The 16,766-nt window shown below is 63.1% G+C and carries 16 protein-coding genes; 11 read left to right on the top strand and 5 right to left on the bottom strand.

From position 1 onward, the window contains the following. On the top strand, positions 1-204 hold a 204-nt coding region (locus AC1DWA_RS29505; protein ID WP_477917394.1), incomplete at its 5' end, for an HNH endonuclease signature motif containing protein. A gap of 89 nt (positions 205-293) precedes the next feature. Here the strand turns inward: AC1DWA_RS29505 and AC1DWA_RS29500 are convergent. From AC1DWA_RS29500 to AC1DWA_RS29490, 3 genes are read right to left on the bottom strand one after another with little or no spacing between them, the layout of a single operon-like run. Continuing rightward, on the bottom strand, positions 294-1,313 hold the full coding sequence (locus AC1DWA_RS29500; protein WP_477917392.1) for a DUF2804 domain-containing protein: 1,020 nt from the start codon (positions 1,311-1,313) through the stop codon (positions 294-296). Positions 1,314-1,315: 2 nt separating this feature from the next. Next, the gene (locus AC1DWA_RS29495) at positions 1,316-2,068 is read right to left on the bottom strand and encodes an isocitrate lyase/PEP mutase family protein (protein WP_007730096.1); all 753 of its coding nucleotides are present in this window, start codon (positions 2,066-2,068) and stop codon (positions 1,316-1,318) included. 46 nt (positions 2,069-2,114) lie between these two features. Then, the gene (locus tag AC1DWA_RS29490) at positions 2,115-3,383 is read right to left on the bottom strand and encodes a cytochrome P450 (RefSeq protein WP_020906700.1); all 1,269 of its coding nucleotides are present in this window, start codon (positions 3,381-3,383) and stop codon (positions 2,115-2,117) included. Between the two features lie 128 nt (positions 3,384-3,511). Here AC1DWA_RS29490 and AC1DWA_RS29485 point away from each other — a divergent pair, with 128 nt between their 5' ends. From AC1DWA_RS29485 to AC1DWA_RS29470, 4 genes are read left to right on the top strand one after another with little or no spacing between them, the layout of a single operon-like run. Then, complete coding sequence (locus AC1DWA_RS29485; RefSeq protein ID WP_020968862.1) at positions 3,512-4,147, top strand: TetR/AcrR family transcriptional regulator; 636 nt, start codon at positions 3,512-3,514, stop codon at positions 4,145-4,147. A 9-nt stretch (positions 4,148-4,156) separates the two neighbouring features. Beyond that, positions 4,157-5,569, top strand: coding sequence for a hypothetical protein (locus AC1DWA_RS29480; RefSeq protein ID WP_020968861.1), 1,413 nt, complete (start codon positions 4,157-4,159; stop codon positions 5,567-5,569). 13 nt (positions 5,570-5,582) lie between these two features. After that, positions 5,583-6,995, top strand: a complete 1,413-nt coding sequence (locus AC1DWA_RS29475) for a hypothetical protein (protein WP_477847949.1) — start codon at positions 5,583-5,585, stop codon at positions 6,993-6,995. A 48-nt stretch (positions 6,996-7,043) separates the two neighbouring features. After that, a complete protein-coding gene (locus AC1DWA_RS29470; RefSeq protein ID WP_225320317.1) occupies positions 7,044-8,423 on the top strand; it encodes a hypothetical protein in 1,380 nt (459 codons plus the stop codon). On the opposite strand, the gene AC1DWA_RS29465 is transcribed toward AC1DWA_RS29470, so the two are convergent. Next, the gene (locus AC1DWA_RS29465) at positions 8,380-8,805 is read right to left on the bottom strand and encodes an NUDIX hydrolase (RefSeq protein WP_477847946.1); all 426 of its coding nucleotides are present in this window, start codon (positions 8,803-8,805) and stop codon (positions 8,380-8,382) included. The genes AC1DWA_RS29470 and AC1DWA_RS29465 overlap by 44 nt on opposite strands. A 190-nt stretch (positions 8,806-8,995) precedes the next feature. On the opposite strand from AC1DWA_RS29465, the gene AC1DWA_RS29460 reads away from it, so the two are divergent. From AC1DWA_RS29460 to mnhG, 6 genes are read left to right on the top strand one after another with little or no spacing between them, the layout of a single operon-like run. Further along, positions 8,996-11,833, top strand: coding sequence for a Na+/H+ antiporter subunit A (locus AC1DWA_RS29460; protein WP_477847944.1), 2,838 nt, complete (start codon positions 8,996-8,998; stop codon positions 11,831-11,833). Further along, positions 11,830-12,462: a Na(+)/H(+) antiporter subunit C gene (locus AC1DWA_RS29455; protein ID WP_019744495.1), complete on the top strand. Its 633-nt coding sequence runs from the start codon at positions 11,830-11,832 to the stop codon at positions 12,460-12,462. The genes AC1DWA_RS29460 and AC1DWA_RS29455 overlap by 4 nt, the downstream gene beginning before the upstream one ends. Further along, positions 12,459-14,174 carry a Na+/H+ antiporter subunit D gene (locus AC1DWA_RS29450; protein ID WP_477847942.1) on the top strand — a complete coding sequence of 572 codons (1,716 nt, stop codon included), beginning with the start codon at positions 12,459-12,461 and terminating at the stop codon, positions 14,172-14,174. Before AC1DWA_RS29455 ends, AC1DWA_RS29450 begins: the two co-directional genes overlap by 4 nt. Continuing rightward, on the top strand, positions 14,171-14,743 hold the full coding sequence (locus AC1DWA_RS29445; protein WP_003945063.1) for a Na+/H+ antiporter subunit E: 573 nt from the start codon (positions 14,171-14,173) through the stop codon (positions 14,741-14,743). Before AC1DWA_RS29450 ends, AC1DWA_RS29445 begins: the two co-directional genes overlap by 4 nt. Next, a complete protein-coding gene (locus tag AC1DWA_RS29440) occupies positions 14,740-15,009 on the top strand; it encodes a monovalent cation/H+ antiporter complex subunit F (protein ID WP_003945061.1) in 270 nt (89 codons plus the stop codon). Before AC1DWA_RS29445 ends, AC1DWA_RS29440 begins: the two co-directional genes overlap by 4 nt. Then, on the top strand, positions 15,006-15,350 hold the full coding sequence (mnhG, locus tag AC1DWA_RS29435; protein ID WP_003945045.1) for a monovalent cation/H(+) antiporter subunit G: 345 nt from the start codon (positions 15,006-15,008) through the stop codon (positions 15,348-15,350). Before AC1DWA_RS29440 ends, mnhG begins: the two co-directional genes overlap by 4 nt. On the opposite strand, the gene AC1DWA_RS29430 is transcribed toward mnhG, so the two are convergent. Next, positions 15,316-16,683 (bottom strand): phosphatase PAP2 family protein, encoded by a 1,368-nt coding sequence (locus AC1DWA_RS29430; RefSeq protein WP_019744497.1) that lies wholly within the window; start codon positions 16,681-16,683, stop codon positions 15,316-15,318. The genes mnhG and AC1DWA_RS29430 overlap by 35 nt on opposite strands. Positions 16,684-16,766 lie beyond the last annotated feature (83 nt).

Raw genomic sequence — 16,766 nt, 5'->3', positions numbered from 1 at the left:
CACCATATTGTTCACTGGAACGATGGTGGCCCAACAGATCTCGACAACCTGATCTTGTTGTGCGGTCATCATCATCGGACACTGCACCACACCGAATGGCGGGTCGAGATCGGCCCCGACCGAAAAACAGTGTTCTATCCACCGATGTCGATCGATCCATATCAACAGCCGATCGGCGGGAACAGCCCACCGACAGCAGCCTGAACGGGCACAAATTGAAAACGCGAGCACCGGGGCACGATCATGCCCCGGTGCTCATGCTGCGTTCCGTCATCTTCGCGGAGACGTACGGCCTACCAGCGGTTCCGAACCTCCTCGGCAAATCCGAGGAGATCTCGAACCACCACGGAGGTACCGTCGTCGAGGATTACTGTGCCGGAGAACTTTCCGAACACCTGATGCTGAATCGWACGCAGCACCCCGACATCGAAAGTCGCGGCACGGTCGATGATCGGCTCGAAAGTCATCTCGAAGCGACCATCGTTGCTCGAGAAGTTCCACGGCGCGCCGTCGTACTTTCCCTGCGGGATGCCGAAGTCGATCCTGTCCAGTTTGTGCGCCCGGCCGCCGACAAACACGATGTTCTCGCTGGCCGCCGTAGTGTCGCCGAAGCCGTAACCGATGTTGAATCCGAACCGCTCGCCGTTCACCAGTCCGGATGCAGAACCCCAGTACCAGGTGTTGTCGTAAGTCCAGACTCCCCTGCCCCAATCGAGAACGCCGAACGAGTCTTCCGAGCGAAATGTGAAGTCGTCGCTCCCGATTCGCACGGTCCCGGCAGCGGGCAGGCAGTTGATCTTCTGGTTGTAGTAAAACGATCGGGACGCCTTCGGAAACGGTGTGGCGATCACCATCCGGTCATCGGCAGGACTCGCCAGGAACAGATCGGCATGAAGACCTCGTCCACCGTCGAAAGCCGGGTAGTCGACAATCAAGTGGCGCCCACCGTCCACATGGCGAAACTCGAAGCGAGCTTTACCTTTCGACACCACCACATCACCGTCGTCCGCGCTTTCGGGCAGACCGAGCCTTCCCATCGGGAACGGCAGCATCACGTTTTCGGTGATCTCGTGTGGTGTTCGGAAATCGAGCCAGGAGACTCCGAGCAAGCCCATGTACCCGTTGTCGGCGACGGTCAACGCGATGCCGTAATCCGCAGTGAGAACGCAGTAGTAGTCCCACTCCTTGATCCGGAACTTGGGAGCGGTGATCGCAGAGCGTCGATACTTGCGAATTTCCGATGGGGCCCAACCCGTCTCGACCAAATGTCCACGATCGTCGAGAAGCGGGCCGGGCGACATCAGTGTCTGCATTCTTACTTCCAGCGTCCCAAGATCTCGTTCGCACGGTTGGCCAATGCCATCTGGAAGAACGGACCGAAGCTCACACGTGCCACTCCGAGCGGACCGAAACTTGCCGGATCGTCCTGGTCCGGGATTCCGATCGCATTGATCGGAAGTGGAAGTTCGGACGTCAGGCGGCGCTGGGTCGCGTCGTCATGCCGCCCGACGGGGTAAAGAACGTCGGCGCCGGCGTCGGCCGCCAGCTTGAGGCGTGCGATGGCGCGATCGACACGATCGGACTCGTCACCGACCTGCTTCACGAACAGGTCGGTGCGCGCGTTGACGACAACGTGAACTCCGGCTGCGTCGGCGGCCTGACGAAGCCCACCCACGAAGTCGGCGTGCTCCTGCGCCTCACGCAAGCGTCCGCCTTCACTGTGGACGGTGTCCTCGATGTTGAGTCCGACAGCGCCGGCATCGATCAACCCGTCGATGAGAACTGCCGGCTCGAGCCCGTAACCACCCTCGATGTCCACCGAGATCGGGGCGTCGACCGCACCGGTGATCTGCTTGATCCGGTGCAGAAGTTCGTCGAAGGTGATGCCCTCGTTGTCCGGCTTGCCGATGGAATCGGAAACCGGATGGCTGCCTACCGTCAGGGCTGCAAAACCTGCAGCCACCGCAAGATTCGCCGACCACGCGTCCCAGACCGTCGGGAGAATGACCGGGTTACCTGGCTGGTGCAACGCCAATAGAGCAGTTGCCTTGTCGTTGATCGAAGTCATGCGGTGGCTCCTCGAGATCGTGGGGTGTACCTCTCACCTACCGACTCTAGTGAGCGACCGGGCAGCCTGTGCTCTTGTAATCGACCTGGAACTCCTTGATGCCGTTGATCCAACCCGAGCGCAGACGGCGCGGATCACCGATCTTGGTGATGTCCGGGACGTTGTCGGCAATCGCGTTGAACATCAAGTCGATCTCCATGCGAGCGAGGTTTGCACCGATGCAGAAGTGCGCGCCCGTTCCGCCGAAGCCCAAGTGCGGATTGGGGTTACGAGTGATGTCGAACGTCATCGGGTTCTCGAATACGTCCTCGTCGAAGTTCGCGGAGCTGTACAGCATCACCACGCGCTGCCCCTTCTTGATCGACACTCCTGCCAGCTCGGTGTCCTCGAGCGCGGTGCGCTGGAACGCGGTGACCGGTGTCGCCCAACGGACGATCTCGTCGGCCGTCGTCTTGGGACGTTCCTTCTTGTACAGCTCCCACTGCTCGGGGTTGTCCAGGAACGCGATCATTCCGTGCGTGATGGCGTTGCGGGTGGTCTCGTTCCCTGCGACCGCCAGGATGAGCACGAAGAACCCGAACTCCTCCGGGCTCAAGGAGTCGCCGTCGATGTCGGCCTGGACCAGAGTCGTGACGATGTCATCTGCCGGACAGGTACGACGCGCGTCTGCCATTTGGTACGCGTATCCGAGGACCTCGGTGGACGCGACTGCCGGATCACCCTGGTATTCCGGGTCGTCGTAGCCCATCATCTCGTTGGACCACTTGAACAGCTTGTCCCGATCGTCCTGCGGTACACCGATCAGATCCGCGATCGCCTGGAGCGGCAGCTCGCTGGCAACCTGCTTCACGAAGTCGCCCGGGCCTTCGCTCACAGCGGTGTCGACGATGCTGCGCGCACGACGATCCAATTCGTCGCGCATGCCGTTGATCGCGCGCGGCGTGAACAGCTTCGAAATCAGCTTGCGGAGCTTGGTGTGCTCCGGCGCATCCTTGTTGAGCAGAAGATGCCGGAGCATCTCGACGGCCTCACGTGGCATGTCGTCGGCGAAACGCGCGATCGCGGTGTTCTCCCAGCTCGAGAACACATCGCTGCGCTGGCTGACCTCTTTGACGTCAGCGTGACGCGAGACCACCCAGTAGCCCTCGTCCTGGAATCCACCAACGGTCGGCGGCTGCTCACACCACCACACGGGCGCGCTTCGACGCAGTTCGGCGAATTCTTCGAAAGGGATCCGCTCCCCGAGGACAGCAGGATCGGTGACGTCGAATCCGGCCGGTAGGTCAGGCGTGCGAGTTGTGTCCGAGATGGTCATGGCGTCCTCTGATCGGTCGATTGTGCGCTACACCACAGAGTAGCTTTCACTAACGGGCTGTCAAGTGAAAGACGGAGAGTCTCGTGCAACTGACCCGTGAGAGCCCCCGCGGCACTAGGATCCCGGTAATGACAGATACCTCCGGCAGACTGACGCTGCGAGAGAAGCAGAAGCAGCGAACCCGCGCAGACCTCGTGGATGCCGCCGGCGCGCTCTTCACCGAACGCGGATACGCGGCTGTCACCGTCGAGGACATCGCCGGCCGGGTCGGTTGCAGCCGCGCCACCTTCTACCTGCACTTCCCCGGCAAGATCGACATACTCAAGGCCCTCGGCTCGAACACGGTCGTATCCAGCACGCTCGCGATATTCCAGGATCTCGACCACGTACTCGATTCCGGTTCGCGCGAAGAATTCGCCGGCTGGATCAACCGCGCTCTCGACTGGTGCCGCGATCACCACCACATGATGCGGGCATGGGACGAGGCCATGGTCCTCGAACCCGAATTCCGAACACTGGCACGTGAAGGCATCTCTGCACTGCCCAACGCGATGCCGTCGTACCTGGCACGCTGGCCGCAGAGCCGACACGACGAGGCGAAACTCCGGGTCGAGCTCCTGCTGACACAGATCGAGCGCTTCTTCATTCGGTGGGCGGAACAGGGCGCGATCACCGCGGGTGCGGACGTCGCAGCAGACGTTCTCACCGACATCTGGTTTCCGGCACTCACGCCGCCCACGACCGATGTTGCGGCGCCGCGATAGGTTGGCCCGATGCCACTCGACCTTCGAGCGATCCTCACCACCGTCGCTGCACTCCTGTCCGGGATACTCGCGGCGCTGGCCCTGACCAATCCCGTTCTTCGCGACTGGGCCATCGTGGCCTCCCCGTCGGAAGTAGATCGCTGGATCAGCAGCGGACCGACTGCTGTCGGACTCGGCGCCGTGATCGCCGTGCTTGCCTGCGCCCTCTCACAACGTCGCGGGTCCCGTCGGGCGGCGTGGATCGCGATCGCCGCCGGCGTCGCCGTCATCGCGATCGTTCGGGCAGTCGTACCCGAAGTTGCGTCACTGGACCTGCTGATCGCATTGATCATCGTCAAAAGTGTTGCAGCCGGCACCATTCTGGGCTGCGTGGTTGCCGTCAGTTGGGACCGCACTGCCACGAAGAACGCGACACTCCTCGGCGTGCTCGCCACCTTCCTCGCGATCCGCACGTTCGCCGGTGGGACAGCCAGGATGACGACGTCTTCGGTGGGTGAGCCGTCGTGGTGGCTGATCGGCGCCACGGCCGCAGCAGCAATCGCCTGTGCAGTGACCGCGCAAGCCGGCTTCCGGATTCGCAAGCCGGACTCGGGTGAAATCCGCATCGCTCTCGTGGTGATCACCGCGCTGGCGATCGGGCATCGAGTGCTCGGCGCCGTGATCGACCGCCAGCAATACGCGTCCGAGGCGACCGCCTGGATCGTCATGGTTTTGGCGGCAGGCGCTGCGCTCGCCTTGACGTGGATCGCCGCTTACCGCCTCGGCGACGCCTCCGGTGCTGGTGGCAAGTTCCTCTGGGCGGCAACCGCACTGGCCGCTGCGTCGGCCCCGCTCTTCGTCGACATCGCGAAGGGTTCCGGCCACTGGGGAGACCTGAAGTCCCCTTGGGTACTGGTGCTTTTCGCGGCCCTGCCGGTTGCCGTCGGATTGAGACTGCACAAGCAGGTGCCAAACTTCGTGCCCATCGCCGTTCTCGTTGCGGTTCCACTGTCAGAACTACTGCCCTTCGACTCCGCGCACGGCGTCTGGTCAATCGCGCTGAAGATCGCCGCGCTGGGCCTCGCCGCCGGTTTACTGTTCGGTTCCCTTGCTCCCGGCAGCCTGGTCGACGCCACACTCGGAATCGCCATTCCCTTTGCCGCGATGACCTTCTCGTCGATCGCCATTCTCACCGATCAGCTCTCTTTCCCACCGATGATGACGTCGATATACATCCAAGGCCAGCTCGACATCGATGCGGTCTCTCCCCACGGCGACGGAGGATTATTTGGACGCGGCATCGGAATCACCGTCGACTACGTCACCGCTCAGACTGTCGGCACTGCAATCCTCTTCGCCCTGATCATCGGCTTCTGTGGTGCGGCGATCCTTCGACGATCCCACCCACCCGTCGAGGTATCGGAACCCACCGAGACCGCCTGATCGGGACAGACCGATGACCATCGACCTCCGGTCATGGACCGGCGCCCTCGCGGCCTTTCTCTCGGGAATCCTTGCCGCCGTGGCGCTGACGAACCCAGCGCGAATGAGATGGCCTGTTACCGAACCGCAGTCGAAGATCGACCAATGGATCAGCAGCCAATCCACCAGCGTCGTGGTGGGTGCCATCGTCGCCGTAGGGGCCTGCGCGTATCTCCAGCACCGCGGTTCTCGCAGGCGTGCGTGGGCGTTTGTGTACTCGGGCGTCGTCGTGTTGATTCTGATCAGATTCCTCGCCGCCGAAGAAGTCGGTCTTGATCTGCTGAGCGTTCTGGGTTTCGCCAAAACCATTGCAGCCGGACTCATCCTGGGCGGCGCTGTCGCCGCATCGTGGGACAGCCGCCTCGGACGCAACCTGCTGATCATTGGCGTGGTGTCGACGTGGTTGGCCGCGCAATCGTCCACCGGCGATTTGATACCCGTCAGCACGTCGTCCATCGGCGAACCTGCCTGGGCACTTCTGTTGCTGACCCTGATCTGCGCAGTGGCGTGCGCAGTGACAGACGACTCCGAATTGCGGATCAGCGAAAGCGAACCGGGCGTCGCCGCAGCCGCTCTGGCAGTTGTCACCGGCCTCGCCATCACCCAACGGATTCTGAGTTCGGTCGTCGACCGGCAAGAGAACCCACCGACGTTTTCGGATTGGCTGGTCATGGTCGCGTCCACCGTCGCCGTCCTCACCCTGACCTGGTTCTGTGTGAGGAGACTGGACACAACTTCAGGCAGTGGCGGATTCCTTTGGGCTGCAACCGCTGTTGGAGCCGCCGCCACGACGGTGTTCGCGGATCTGACCGACCGCTTCTTTCTCGACGGTGACCGAACCTCGCCGTTGGTGATCGCTGCCCTCGCGATCATCGCGGTCGTCTTCGGGTTGTCGCGTTCTCGACACCGGGATCGCACGATCGCAGGCCTGGCTCTGCTGGCCGCGATCCCGTTGTCGGAGTGGATCTTCGACGGCGAACACGAACTGGCTCTGTTGCTCCGGATCGTCACGCTGGGCCTCGGATCGGGATTACTGCTCGGATCCGTTCTGCCGTCGAATCCCGTCGCAGCGACGCTGGGGTTGACGATTCCTTTCACTGCCCTGGTCTTCATGTCGATCGGGCAGCACGAGATCGAGACAGTGTCGTCAACGTACGTCAAGCACGATCCGTCATCGACGTACTTGCAGGACGAGTCCGGACTGCGAGCCTACGTCGACGCAACCGCGCCCGACGCAGCCTTCCGGGCCGAGGCCGCGACCATTGCCTACGCGTACGAGGCGCCGCCACGCTCCGACGGCGCGGCACTCCTGATGTGTGTAGTCGTCGTCGCCACCGGGATCGCGCTCCGCCGCCGCAGCCCCGTTGACACACCGTCACCGGACTGAGACCTCCTATTGCGGTGCAACTGGTACCGGATTGACTATTTTGGAGCAGTGCCCATCGCCCGCAGGACGCTGCTCGTCGCACTGAGTGGTGTGACGGCATTCGTCGTCACCGTCGTCGCTTTGGCACCGTTCGTGAACAGCCAGTCGACGTCGATTTCGACGGGCGACCGATTCTGGTCCATCTCGACCATCGGCGCCGGCGTCTTGGCTGTCGTCGCGGTCGGGACAGCCGCGATGATGGCCCGTTGCCGATTGCGGACCGCGGCCATGACGGTCTTCGGTGGGCTCCTCCTCGAACTGCCCGGGCTCTACGATCACAACTTCGAGGCACTCTCGCCCGTCGGTGCGGGAGTCGCTGTCGGCGCGGTGACGGTTGCTGCCGCTCCCCGGGTTCGAGCTGCCTCGGTCGCGGGAACGATTGTGGCTGTGCATGTCTCGGATTCACTCCTGGACGAAGACGCAATTCCTCGGCGGTACGCGGACTACATCGCCGACAACACCAACCAGTTTCAACCACCGGTGTTGGGGGCAACACTGCTCGCGCTCGCTTTGGCCGCCGCCTGCGTCGCCGCGTTCTGGTTCCACGATTTCGACAAGGACCACCCCAAGGAACGGATGGCCGTTCGGCCGGTGACTATCGCGGCGGTGCTCACTCTCTTCGGGGTCGCGGCAAATTGGTGGTTCGAGATCACCACCGTCACGGCGGCCGTACCCCTTCTACTCGTCGCGCTCGTAATCACGGTGATCTGCGCCCGGGTGCTGGGCGACGGCGGTCGAATCCTGCTGATGTGTACCGCCGCCGTCGCAACTCTGGCGGCGGTTTCGGCGAACCGTCCCGCAACCGAAGCCATGGAATGGTCGAAAACCCCTGCTTCCACCGCCGTCGTGATCGGCGTCGTCATCGTCGCCGCGGCAGCAATCGGCGCGATCGCTCCCTCGCGGGTCGTCGGCTACGGATTGCTCCTGGCGGTGACGGTCGCCGGGATCGTCAGCTACGCCACGTCGCCGTCGCCGAAGATCGGTGACGTTCTCACGATCAGCGATCTTCTTGTCGCCTTCACCTCTGCGGTCGTCACGTACGCGATCGCCAGCGCGATGTACCGAGAGCCACCGCGGACCGGAGCGTCACGAGCCCTCGTCGGACTCGGTGTCATCTTCGGCCCGACGGCACTGGCCCTGCTCGTCTATCCGCAGTTCGACTACGGATGGACCGCGTACACGCCGCTCGACGAGAACAAGCCGTTCAACGGCATCACGACGGTCGGCCCGTTCGAAATCTCGACCGACATCCTGATACTCGACGCCGTGGCACTGATCATCGTGGCCGTCTGCGCCTATGCAAGTCTGCGCTTGGGGCGAGTCAATCGATCCGGACCTCCGCCGATCAGTCGATCAGATCCATCAACGCCAGGCGATGGAACACTTTGAGCGATCCCGGCGCCACCTCGTCCATCGCTGCGTACTCGGCGAGCGTGAAATAGCGGAACTCGGCGATCTCGCTGGTCGGGTGCGGGTCTCCGGCCATCTCCGCCAGATAACAACTCATGTGCAGGCCCGTGTCCGCGGAATGTCCGAAAGCGTGAGCCTCGAAGACGTCGAGGAACGTGACCGTCCCGTCGACGAGATCGACGTCGAGTTCCTCCCGAATTTCGCGGTGCAGTGCCTGCTCGGGCGTCTCACCCGGGTCGATCTTTCCGCCGGCCATGTAGAACGCGGTCTTGCCCACGGACCGGGTCTGGATCAGCTTGCGGTCACGAATGTGCGCAAGGGCGGCGGTACGGATGATCGTGGTGGGAGTCGACGAATTCACGTCGTCCAACCTACGTGTATCAGCGAGTGCCGATGATGTCCGAATCGACTCGCTGCACATCGAAACTGCCACGCCCGGTAATATGTACGCAAAGACAACCTCTCCGACTAGGTGAATTGTCTCGTTAATCCGATAGGTTCGATTTTGTTCGGACACCCCGCCGCCCGCTGACAACACGACGGAGTGCCTTTTGCTCGCTATCTTGCTTGCCCATGCCGTTGCCGCCCTCTTGGCTCCGCTTGTGGTGCGCAGGTTAGGGCGAAACGGCTTCTTCCCCCTCGCGATAGTCCCCCTCGCCAGCCTCTGCTGGGTCATCGACAAATGGGGCACCGTCGAGACGCTGCACATCACCTGGGTTCCCGGCCTGTCGATGGACATCGACTTCAGATTCGACGCGCTTTCCGCCATCATGGCCGTGCTCGTCCTGGGCGTCGGCACGCTGATCCTGATCTACTGCGCCCGCTACTTCAACGACGACGAACCTCGACTCGGCATCTTCGCCGCCGAGATGGTCGCCTTCGCGGGTGCCATGTTCGGACTCGTGACCAGCGACAACATGCTGCTTCTCTACGTGTTCTGGGAACTGACGACCGTCTTGTCGTTCCTGCTCGTGGGTCACTACGCCGAACGCGCCACCAGTCGCCGCGCCGCGACCCAGGCACTGCTGGTCACCACCGCCGGTGGTCTGGCGATGTTGGTCGGCATGATCATCCTCGGCCAGGTCGGCGGCAGCTACAACCTGTCCGAACTGGTCGCGAACCCGCCGACGGGGTGGCTCCCGTCCGTCGCGATCGTCTTGATCCTGATCGGTGCGCTCTCCAAATCGGCAATCGTGCCCCTGCACTTCTGGCTGCCAGGTGCGATGGCCGCACCCACCCCTGTCAGCGGTTATCTTCACGCGGCAGCAATGGTCAAGGCCGGTATCTACCTCGTCGCACGCCTGGCTCCCGGGTACGCCGATTCGCCGCCGTGGCGCATCACCATCATCAGTTTGGGTCTGCTGTCGATGATCCTCGCCGGTTGGCGAGCCATGCGCGCGTACGACCTCAAACTCGTCCTCGCCTTCGGAACCGTCAGCCAACTCGGCTTCATGATGGTCCTGGTCGGCATCGGCACGCGTGACGCCGCCCTGGCCGGCATGACGATGGTCGTGGCGCACGCGATGTTCAAGGCCGCACTCTTCATGGTCGTTGGCATCATCGATCACACCACCGGCACCCGTGACCTGCGCAAACTTGCTCACCTGGGTAAAGCGGCACCCGCTCTCGCGATCATCGCGAGCCTCGCTGCCGCCAGCATGGCCGGTCTACCACCGCTACTCGGATTCGTCGGCAAGGAAGCCGCACTCGAATCAGTTCTCGAAACGAACGCGCTCGGCCACTGGTCGTCGATCGCCGTCGTCACGGTGATCGTGTTGGGCTCGATCCTGACCGTCGGCTACAGCGTCCGGTTCATCTGGGGAGCCTTCGGACGCAAGACCTTGAGCAAGCCGAGTCCGGCCGTGAGCAAGATGCACAAGCCGGGTTGGCTGTTCCTGTTCGCGCCCGGCCTACTCGCGGTTCTCGGTCTGGCCGCCGGCATTCTCTCGCCCCAACTCGAGAAGTTGCTGACGCCGTACTCGACCACACTGGCCCCCGGACCGCACGCCGACTACCACCTCGCACTGTGGCACGGATTCAACACTCCGCTGCTGCTCACCTGCATCGTCATCGCCGGCGGCATCGCGCTCTACATCGCGCAGCGTCAGATCAGCCGCCTGCATTTCGAGCACCCGCCGCTCGGCAACGCCGACCGTATCTACGACGCGACCCTGCGCGGCATGGACACCATCTCGATGCGCCTGACCGGTGCCACTCAGCGTGGTTCGCTCCCCCGCACGCAGTCGACGATTCTTGCGACGCTGGTCGTGGTGCCACTGTTCCTGCTGATCATCGACACCGATGGCGGCGGAGTCGACCTTCGGATGTGGGATTCACCCATCCAGTTCACTATCGCGCTGATGATGATTTCGGCCGCCATCGCCGCGACGCTGATGCGCAACCGACTCGCCAGTGTCATCCTCGTCGGACTCACCGGCTACGGCTGCGGCGTGTTGTTCGCGCTGCACGGCGCACCCGACCTCGCGCTGACCCAGTTCCTCGTCGAAACCTTGACCCTCGTGATCTTCGTGCTGGTACTGCGGAAGTTCCCCGCAGAGGTCGACGAGAGCAAGGCAATCGGCTTCAAGTGGCCGCGTGCCGCACTCGCCGTCGCCGTCGGTATCACCGTCACCACCATCGCGGCCTTCGCCACCAATGCGAGAAACACTCGTCCGATCTACGAACTGCTTCCCGACGCGGCCTACGACCTGGGCAACGGCAAGAACGTCGTCAACGTCCTACTCGTCGACATCCGCGCATGGGACACGCTCGGTGAGATCTCGGTGCTGCTGGTCGCGGCAACCGGCGTCGCCAGCCTCGTGTTCCGCAACCGCCGCTTCGGTATCGCGCCGCGAGTCGCGGACGCCCCCTCCGTCATCGTCGACAAGGCAGCCGCCAACTCGGACACGACGTGGTTGCGCGGCGGAGACCTCATCGATCCTCGACACCGTTCGCTGGTTCTCGAGGTCACCACGAGGTTGATCTTCCCGACCATCATGGTGTTGTCGATCTACTTCTTCTTCTCCGGTCACAATGCCCCCGGCGGCGGTTTCGCCGGAGGCCTGACGGCGGGCCTCGCCCTCGTGCTGCGTTACCTCGCTGGTGGCCGCTACGAACTCGGTGAAGCCGTACCCATCGACGCGGGCAAGATTCTCGGCCTCGGTTTGGCGCTGGCCGCGGGCACCGCCCTGGTGTCGCTGTTCCTCGGCGCTCCRGCGCTCTCGTCGGCTGTCTTCGAGTTCACGCTCCCACTCATCGGCCACGTCAAACTGGTCACCGCACTGTTCTTCGACCTGGGCGTCTACCTCATCGTGGTCGGCCTGGTCCTGGACGTACTCCGAAGTCTCGGCGCCCGCCTCGACGCAGAAATCGAGGTGAAAGCACCATGAGCGCAAATATCGGAATGCTGATCCTGATCGGCGTCCTCACGTCGGCCGGTGTCTACCTGCTGATCGAACGAAGCATCACCCGGATGCTCCTCGGTCTACTTCTATTCGGTAACGCCATCAACCTCTTGATCCTGACCGTAGGTGGATCGGACGGGAATCCGCCCATCGTCGGTCGAGATTCGGTCCACGAGGAGATAGCGGATCCGCTCGCCCAGGGCATGATCCTGACGGCCATCGTGATCACGATGGGTATCGCCGGCTTCGTTCTGGCACTGGCGTACCGGTCTTACAAGATCAACACCGCCGACGCCGTCGAGGACGATCCCGAAGACACCAAGATCCTCAAGCGTCGCCTGCCTGCCGACGCTCCCGACCACGACCGCTCCGACGACCCGGTCACCGGTGCCCCGAGCATCGGCGGCGACGCATTCGACAAGGACGGAAACCCTATTCCCCTCGAACAACTGGTCAACCTCGAGGACATCGAATGCTACGACGACCTCCACGACGGCGACTTCGAGGACGAACCGGTACCCGACTGGGCCACCGACCTTGCTCGTAAGAAGGAATCCGAGAAGCGGCGCAAAGACGCTCGCCAGACCAAGATCGAGGGAGGTGGCGGCGCATGACCATCTCGGACAACCTGATGGGAGCCCTTGCGCCCCTGCCCGTCCTGATCCCGATGCTGGCCGCAGCTGCGACGCTGGTTGTCGGCCGACGTCCGCGTTTCCAGCGTGTCATCACACTGATCGCGCTCATCGGCGTCGTCGCGGTGTCTGGATTGCTGCTCTACCTCGCCGACCGCGACGGTACGACGGCCGTTCAGGTCGGCGGCTGGGACTCCCCCATCGGCATCACACTCGTCGTCGACCGTCTCTCGGCGATGATGCTAGTGGTCTCGTCGGTGGTGTTGCTCGCCGTCATGATCTACGCGATCGGTCAGGGTATTCGCGACGGTAGCGAGGCCCAGCCGGTCTCGATCTTCCTGCCGACCTATCTCGCATTGACCGCCGGTATCTCGAACGCGTTCCTCGCCGGTGACCTCTTCAACCTGTACGTCGGATTCGAGGTTCTGCTCGCCGCGAGTTTCGTGCTCCTGACGCTCGGTGCCAGCGCCGACCGCGTTCGGGCCGGTGTCTCGTACGTGATGGTCTCGATGGTGTCTTCGCTGATCTTCCTGGCGGGCATCGCCTTCGCCTATGCGGCGACCGGCACCCTCAACATGGCCGACATGGCCCTGCGCTTCGACAGCATTCCGCCAGGCACACGAACCGCCATCTTCGCTGTCCTGCTCGTGGCGTTCGGCATCAAGGCTGCGGTCTTCCCGCTGTCGGCGTGGCTACCGGACTCGTATCCGACCGCGCCCGCACCGATCACCGCCGTCTTCGCCGGGTTGCTCACCAAGGTCGGTGTGTACGCGATCATCCGCGCGCACTCGTTGCTGTTCCCGCAAGGAGAACTCGACAACGTACTGATGGTGTGCGGTCTGCTCACGATGGTGGTCGGCATCATGGGTGCCATCGCGCAGAGCGACATCAAACGTCTGCTCTCGTTCACATTGGTCAGCCATATCGGTTACATGATCTTCGGTATCGCACTGTCCACGACGTCCGGGCTGTCCGGCGCGATCTACTACGTCGCCCACCACATCATCGTGCAGACGACGCTCTTCCTCGTAGTGGGTCTGATCGAACGACAAGCCGGGTCGTCGTCGCTGCGCCGACTCGGCGGTCTGGCGGCGGCCAGCCCGATCCTCGCGATCGTCTTCCTGATCCCGGCGCTGAATCTCGGTGGTATCCCGCCGTTCTCGGGCTTCATCGGCAAGGTCGCGCTCCTGCAGGCCGGTGCGGCCGACGCCAGCGCGCTGGCCTGGATCCTTGTCGCCGGCGGCACGATCACCAGCTTGCTGACGCTCTACGCGGTCGCCCGCGTGTGGACCAAGGCCTTCTGGCGAGCCCGCGCCGACGCGCCCGAAGGTGACCTCGCCGACGTCAGCCCGTCAGCACTGATCGACGAGTCCGAAGAGGACATCGCGTTCGTCGACCGCGAGGACGTCGGCAAGATTCCGGTCTTCATGCTGATTCCGACGGTCGGACTCGTCATCGTCGGCCTGGCACTGACGGTGTTCGCAGGCCGGATCATCGACATCAGCGACAGAGCGGCGAAGGATCTGCAAGACCGGTCCATCTACATCGACGCGGTTCTCGGCAACCACCGACCCGTGCCGGTCGACGAAGCTCCCGTCGCTGCAGACGACCCTGCTGTAGCTCCCAGTACCGATGCCCCGAACAGCGATGTCCCGAACACCGACGCCCCGAACACCGAGGAGGCTCCGCGATGAAACGCGAACAGGTACTCCGCGTCGGGATCCTGCTGTGGCTGATGGTCGTATGGATCCTGTTGTGGGGCAACATCAGTTTCGGCAACATCTTCGGCGGACTCGCCGTCGGCCTGATCATCATGGTCCTGCTTCCCCTCCCTCGCGTACCGGTCGAGGGTCGGGTACATCTGTTGTCGATTCTGCGCCTGCTGTGGATGATCGTGTACTACGCGATCCAGTCGAGTATCCAGGTCGCGTGGCTGGCGATCCGTCCGTCGCCGCCGCCGGTCACCGGAGTTCTGCGTTACCAACTCGGGATCAAGTCCGACCTGGTTCTCACGCTGTGCATCGACGTACTGAACCTGATCCCGGGCACCATGGTTCTCGAGATCGACCAGAACCGGCGCATCGTCTACGTCCACGTGCTCGACGTCGGATCGCAGAAAGCCGTCAGCGCGTTCTACCGCTCGGTGGAGGATCTCGAGCGGTTGTTCATCGCGTCGTTCGAACGTGATTCGGACTGGCAACCCAGCCCGTGGCACCAGCGCGACTACGAATTCGATGCACCCCGGCAGGAGGACCAACCATGAACGGGTTCATCACCACGATCTTGATCATTTCCGGAGTGATTCTGCTGATCGCCGCCGTACTGACCACGTTCCGATTGCTCGACGGTCCGAGCTCACTCGACCGCCTCGTCGCTCTGGACACGATCATCGCGGTCTCGATGTGTGGACTCGCCGTCTGGGCCGCGTACAGCAAAGACACCACTATCGTTCCCGCGATCGTGGCGCTGGCACTGGTCGGCTTCATCGGTTCCGTGTCCGTCGCGCGCTTCCGGGTGAGTGACCAGTGATCGGCAACATCCTCGACACGATCGGGGCCATCTCCATCTTCCTCGGCGCGCTGCTCGCGCTGACCGCCGCGGTGGGCATCGTTCGCTTCCCCGACACCCTGCGTCGTATGCACGCGGCCACGAAACCTCAGGTGGTCGGACTTATCCTGGTTCTGATGGGTGCCGTGTTTCTGCTTCGTGGGAGCGTCGACATCTGGATGTTGGTCCTGGTGGGCATCTTCACGCTGCTGACCGCGCCCGTGATCGCGCACAGCGTCGGCCGAGTCGCCTACCGCGAACAGCGCGAAGAGGACGACCTCATGAAGATCAACGAGCTGGAAGACCCGGACTCTCTCCTGTAGCGGCATCCCACTCGCCGTCGCGCTCGCCCCACACCGCAAGTGCAGTGCCGGGGCGGGCGAAGAAGGTGGCGAAGTACGCGACCGACATGAGAACCAGGACAGCCATCAGCAGCGGCCCGAAGATCGCCGGGTACTCGGCCATCTGCACCGCAGCGAACCGGTACGAGAGCAACAACCCCGCGAGTAGTGCCGAGCCACCGATCAACAGACGCACTCGGAACCACCCCCAGCCTCGCTCCGGATCCCGTAGCGCCGCATCGAGGGTCAAGCACAGGACGGCACCGGCAATGAGGTCGACGCCGTAGTGGAATCCGAAGCCGAGCGTCGCGGTCAGGGTCGCAACGAGCCAGAACGATCCCAGGCTGCGAATCCACCACGGCCCGCTGCGCGAGTGGATGAACAATGCGACCGCCCACGCGGTGTGCAGGCTCGGCATGCAGTTTCGCGGTGCGGCGTCGTCGAACGGCAGCGACGACGGTGATGCGAAGTCGAAGTTGGGCACGATGTTCGGCCAGTAGTCACCGATCTGGAATCCGAACCCACGCGGACCGAAGGCGAACACCGGGCCGACCACCGGGAACAGGACGTAGAAGATCGGGCCGATCAGCCCGATGAGCAGGAACGTGCGCAGCAGGTGATGCGACGGCCATCCCTTACGTGCTTGGTAGAGGGCAACCACGATCACCGCGACGGGCAGTTCGACGTAGATCCAGTCGAGGGCTGCTGCACCGACGGGGCCCATGGCGTCGACGATCTGGCCCATAACCCACGACGGATTCCCGAGAGCCTGGTCGGCGAGGAACACGTACTCGTCCCACACGTCGGTACCGACGAGAATGGTGATCTCCAGCCACGTCTCGGCAACCTTGGCGGCGATGATGAGCAACGCGCCGAGAGCGACGCCGTGCAGAACGCTGAGTCGACGCTCGCCGGACAACTTCCACACCGCGTACACCGCGATGGCTGTCAGTACCCAGGTGCCGCCGGTGCCCATAGTCAGCGGCCCACCCGAGAACCAGCGAATAGCGCCGACGACCACGTCGATGACAACGGCCGCGGATACCGCGTAGATGCGTTCTTTGTTGTTCAGTCCAACCAGCGCGAGAGCGAGACCCACCCAGGGCATGGTCGCCGAGCGAGGAACGAGGAAGTAGTCACCGAACAGGCTTTCCACCGGACCGAGATAGCCCTTGTACGACGCGAACGCCTGCACACCCAAGACCAGCACGGTCAATGCTGCTGTGCCGATCAGAAGGAGTCGATGAGAACTCGACCACGAACGATCCGACTGTCCGGGTACGCCCCCTCGTTGGGACCAACTGTCTATCAACACCGGACAATAGTAAACGCCGTGTGAACCGAATATGGACGCAGACTGGACAATCGGTCTGTATGCCCGTATTTCGACCCTACGAA

The sequence above is a fragment of the Rhodococcus sp. P4_F3_2 genome, from assembly GCF_056401335.1.
This window is presented reverse-complemented; position numbering and strand designations above follow the sequence as displayed.

Bases quoted from the DNA above. Each gene is read 5' to 3' on its own strand.
- AC1DWA_RS29480 (WP_020968861.1), top strand. From the start codon at position 4,157: ATGCCACTCGACCTTCGAGCGATCCTCACCACCGTCGCTGCACTCCTG.
- AC1DWA_RS29490 (WP_020906700.1), bottom strand. From the start codon at position 3,383: ATGACCATCTCGGACACAACTCGCACGCCTGACCTACCGGCCGGATTC.
- AC1DWA_RS29440 (WP_003945061.1), top strand. From the start codon at position 14,740: ATGAACGGGTTCATCACCACGATCTTGATCATTTCCGGAGTGATTCTG.
- AC1DWA_RS29475 (WP_477847949.1), top strand. From the start codon at position 5,583: ATGACCATCGACCTCCGGTCATGGACCGGCGCCCTCGCGGCCTTTCTC.
- AC1DWA_RS29450 (WP_477847942.1), top strand. From the start codon at position 12,459: ATGACCATCTCGGACAACCTGATGGGAGCCCTTGCGCCCCTGCCCGTC.
- AC1DWA_RS29495 (WP_007730096.1), bottom strand. From the start codon at position 2,068: ATGACTTCGATCAACGACAAGGCAACTGCTCTATTGGCGTTGCACCAG.
- AC1DWA_RS29445 (WP_003945063.1), top strand. From the start codon at position 14,171: ATGAAACGCGAACAGGTACTCCGCGTCGGGATCCTGCTGTGGCTGATG.
- AC1DWA_RS29485 (WP_020968862.1), top strand. From the start codon at position 3,512: ATGACAGATACCTCCGGCAGACTGACGCTGCGAGAGAAGCAGAAGCAG.
- AC1DWA_RS29455 (WP_019744495.1), top strand. From the start codon at position 11,830: ATGAGCGCAAATATCGGAATGCTGATCCTGATCGGCGTCCTCACGTCG.